The sequence below is a fragment of the Pseudomonas sp. P5_B2 genome, from assembly GCF_056400445.1.
Genome location: NZ_JBFULH010000372.1, coordinates 1 through 4084, shown reverse-complemented (window position 1 = coordinate 4084; position 4084 = coordinate 1). Strand labels below are relative to the sequence as shown.

Genomic DNA, 4084 nt, shown 5'->3' with positions numbered 1-4084 from the left:
GAACTGCAACGCGCCGATCAGCAGCATGCCGCGCATGAACGCAGGCTCCACTGAACGCCAGCGCGTCAGCGGAATGAACACCAGCCCCGCGAGCACCACGCGTACCAGTACCGCAAAGTAACTGTCGACATGACCGGCCAGGTATTCGCCGATCAAACTGAAGGAAAACGCCTGGATCAGCGTGACAAAAAGTAGATAGCCCATGCTCGCCTCGTTTTGAATGGCGGCGACGATAGCGGGTTTTGCCGTTTATCGCGAACACCGGCCAACACACAAAACCATTGTGGGAGCGAGCCTGTGGCGAGGGGGCTTGCCCCCGTTGGGTTGCGAAGCGTCCCCAAATCCCGCAATCGCAGTCTCTCAGGAACACCGCGTGTAATGTTTTACGACTGCTACGCAGCCGAACGGGGGCAAGCCCCTCGCCACAAGCTCCCATAGGGAGTTGGGGGCGTTGGGGGTGTTGATGAAATCGTGGGCAAAAAAAACCCGATCTCGCTAAGCGTTCAATCGGGCAAGAGCACTCAGGAGCAATAAGTGCAAAGGGAGGTTCGATGCGCGTAAAGCTTGAAGGGGTTGCGCCAAGTCACTTGAACATCAAGGGATTATCTGGCGATTAAAGCCTCATGCCACTTGGGAAAGCTTGGCGTTGGCCTGGTTCAGGCCCTTCTCGTGGAAGTCGCCGCCCAGGTTCATGCCTTCGGCGTGGATGAAGGTCACGTCGTGGATACCGATGAACGCCATGACCTGACGCAGGTACGGTTCCTGGTGATCCGCTGTGCTGCCGGCGTAGATACCGCCGCGAGCGGTCAGCACGTAGGCTCGCTTGCCGCTGAGCAGACCTTGCGGACCGGTGTCGGTGTATTTGAAGGTTACGCCCGCACGCAGCACATGGTCGAGCCAAGCTTTAAGTGTGCTGGGGATGGCGAAGTTGTACATCGGCGCGGCCATGACCAGCACGTCGGCGGCCAGCAACTCATCGGTCAACTGGTTGGAGCGTTCCAGCGAAGCCTGTTCGAGGTCGCTGCGTTGCTCGGCAGGTTTCATCCAGCCGCCCAGCAGGTTGATGTCCAGGTGTGGCACCGGCTTGACGGCCAAGTCACGCACGGTGATCTGGTCGGCCGGATGAGCCGTTTGCCACTGGCTGATGAAGGTCTGGGTCAGTTGACGGGAAACCGAGTCTTGCTGACGGGCGCTGCTTTCGATGATCAGAACGCGTGACATGGGATGTAGGCTCCATCTGAGAATGCTGTAAGGCGATGGAGTGAAGGTTAAACAGAGTCATATCGATGAAAAAGCGCAAATAACTGCTATAACCCATCAATTAATTCGTTTATAAGCTGAGCATACCCGGTGGGAGTGAACCTGCTCCCACACGAGATTGAATTMATTTTGGCGTGCAGGTCAGCTCGATACGCAGCTTGATAATGCCGCGGGTGAACTTGGCGGTGGCGTTTTTGTGTTTTCCCGCCGGCACATCGATCTTGCGAGTACGCGGTGCTTCCGGGCCGTTGCTGAAAACCGCTTTGCAGCTCGCATCAACGTCGCCGTAGTTAGCCACCCGGATCGAACCCATGTCGTTATCCGTATCGTATGTGGTGTAGTCGATCTTCAAGCCATTGAGGTTTTTCTGCACATCAATCGGATACGCAAACGCCGTCAAAGGCAGCATCGCCAACAGCACACAACAAAGCTTTTTCATTCAGCAGTCTCCATAAAGGGCTGCCAGCTTAGGACAAGAGGAGCCATTCATGAAAGCGCCCCGCGTGACCCTTGATCAATGGCGAACGTTGCAGGCCGTGGTCGACCACGGTGGTTTCGCCCAGGCCGCCGAAGCGCTGCACCGTTCGCAATCGTCGGTGAGCTACACCGTGGCACGCATGCAGGATCAACTCGGGGTGCCGCTGTTGCGCATCGACGGGCGCAAAGCCGTGTTGACCGAAGCCGGGGGCGTGTTGCTGCGTCGTTCGCGGCAACTGGTGAAACAGGCGAGTCAGCTGGAGGACCTGGCCCATCACATGGAACAAGGCTGGGAAGCCGAAGTGCGGCTGGTGGTCGATGCTGCATACCCGAGCGCCCGCCTCGTCCGCGCCTTGACCGCGTTCATGCCGCAAAGCCGCGGCTGCCGGGTTCGTCTGCGCGAAGAAGTGCTGTCTGGGGTAGAAGAAGTTCTGCTCGAAGGCGTGGCTGACCTGGCGATCACCGGGTTCAGCATTCCAGGTTACCTGGGGGCGGAATTGAGCGATGTCGAATTCGTCGCGGTCGCCCACCCCGAACATGCGCTGCACCGTCTCAACCGCGAACTGAATTTCCAGGACCTGGAAAGCCACATGCAAGTGGTGATCCGCGACTCCGGGCGGCAGCAGCCGCGCGATGTCGGCTGGCTCGGTGCCGAACAGCGCTGGACTGTCGGCAGCCTGGCCACCGCCGCGACATTTGTCAGCAGCGGCCTGGGGTTCGCCTGGTTGCCCAGGCACATGATTGAACGGGAACTCAAAGAAGGTACGCTCAAGCTGCTACCGTTGGATCAGGGCGGCAGTCGTAACCCGAGTTTTTACCTGTATTCAAACAAGGACAAACCCTTGGGACCTGCGACGCAGATTCTCATTGAACTGCTGCGCACCTTCGATACCGCACCATTGGACGCACCTTTCGCCGCCCCTGAACAAGCCTGACAAGGAGTGAATGCATGGCCTATTTCGAACACGAAGGCTGCAACCTGCACTACGAGGAATACGGCCATGGCACGCCGTTGCTACTGGTCCACGGTTTAGGATCCAGCACGCTGGACTGGGAAATGCAGATCCCGGCACTGTCTGCGCACTACCGGGTGATCGTCCCGGATGTGCGTGGTCACGGTCGTTCCGACAAACCTCGTGAGCGCTACAGCATCGCCGCCTTCAGCGCCGACGTAGTCGCACTGATCGAGCACCTGAACCTCGGCCCGGTGCACTACGTGGGGCTTTCGATGGGCGGCATGATCGGCTTTCAACTGGCTGTGGATCAACCGCAATTGTTGAAAAGCCTGACCATCGTCAACAGCGCGCCACAGGTCAAATTGCGCACTCGCGACGATTACTGGCAGTGGCTTAAACGCTGGAGCCTGATGCGCGCCCTCAGCTTGGGCACCATTGGCAAGGCCCTCGGCGGCAAGTTGTTCCCGAAACCGGAACAGGCAGATCTGCGTCAAAAGATGGCCGAACGCTGGGCAAAAAACGACAAACATGCTTATCTCGCCAGCTTCGATGCCATCGTTGGCTGGGGGGTTCAGGAACGACTTTCGAAGGTGTCCTGTCCAACCCTGATCGTCAGCGCCGACCGTGACTACACACCGGTCGCACTGAAAGAATCCTATGTAAAACTGCTGCCCGATGCACGGCTGGTGGTGATCGCCGATTCGCGTCACGCCACCCCGCTGGACCAACCCGAACGCTTCAACCAAACACTGCTCGAGTTTCTCACCGCAGTCGACACTACCTCACTCAGGATCACTGACCCATGCTGAAAAAAATCGCCCTCGTCGCCGGCTCCGTACTGTTTGCTGCCAACCTGATGGCCGCAACACCCGCCAAGGCGCCGCACGTGTTGCTGGACACCACCAACGGCCAGATTGAAATCGAACTGGACCCGGTCAAGGCGCCGATCAGTACCAAGAACTTCCTTGATTACGTCAATAGCGGCTTCTACAACAACACGATTTTTCACCGTGTGATCCCGGGCTTCATGGTCCAGGGCGGCGGCTTCACCCAACAAATGGAACAAAAAGTAACCAAGGACGCGATCAAAAACGAACACAAGAACGGCCTGGTCAACGTTCGTGGCACCTTGTCCATGGCACGTACGTCGGCACCTGATTCGGCCACCAGCCAGTTCTTCATCAACGTCAAGGACAACGATTTCCTCGACCAAGGTGATGGTTACGCCGTGTTCGGCAAAGTCGTGAAGGGCATGGACGTGGTAGACGTCATCGTCAACTCGCCAACCACCATGCGCGGCGGTATGAAAGACGTGCCCGCCGATCCTGTGTACATCAAGTCGGCCAAAGTCATCGACTAAGCTTCACAGGAAGTCTTGAGCGGCTGCCGGG

At 58.0% G+C, this 4084-nt stretch carries 4 protein-coding genes and 2 pseudogenes; 3 read left to right on the top strand and 3 right to left on the bottom strand.

The annotated features are described in order from the left end of the window. The 3 genes and pseudogenes from AC1DRJ_RS20640 to AC1DRJ_RS20630 form a co-directional block, all read right to left on the bottom strand. Positions 1–204: pseudogene (locus tag AC1DRJ_RS20640) on the bottom strand (hypothetical protein); the annotation flags it as partial. Between the two features lie 417 nt (positions 205–621). Continuing rightward, positions 622–1221, bottom strand: coding sequence for an FMN-dependent NADH-azoreductase (locus AC1DRJ_RS20635; RefSeq protein WP_477803771.1), 600 nt, complete (start codon positions 1219–1221; stop codon positions 622–624). A 109-nt stretch (positions 1222–1330) separates the two neighbouring features. Then, entirely contained in the window at positions 1331–1699 is a 369-nt protein-coding gene (locus tag AC1DRJ_RS20630) for a 3-phosphoglycerate kinase (RefSeq protein WP_477803770.1), read from the bottom strand. A gap of 49 nt (positions 1700–1748) precedes the next feature. Between AC1DRJ_RS20630 and AC1DRJ_RS20625 the strand changes: the two genes are divergently transcribed. The 3 genes and pseudogenes from AC1DRJ_RS20625 (at position 1749) to AC1DRJ_RS20615 (ending at position 4053) form a co-directional block, all read left to right on the top strand. Further along, complete coding sequence (locus tag AC1DRJ_RS20625; protein ID WP_477803769.1) at positions 1749–2672, top strand: PA3225 family LysR-type transcriptional regulator; 924 nt, start codon at positions 1749–1751, stop codon at positions 2670–2672. Positions 2673–2686: 14 nt separating this feature from the next. Continuing rightward, positions 2687–3492: pseudogene (locus AC1DRJ_RS20620) on the top strand (alpha/beta fold hydrolase). Positions 3493–3495: 3 nt separating this feature from the next. Next, positions 3496–4053: a peptidylprolyl isomerase gene (locus AC1DRJ_RS20615; protein ID WP_477803768.1), complete on the top strand. Its 558-nt coding sequence runs from the start codon at positions 3496–3498 to the stop codon at positions 4051–4053. Positions 4054–4084 lie beyond the last annotated feature (31 nt).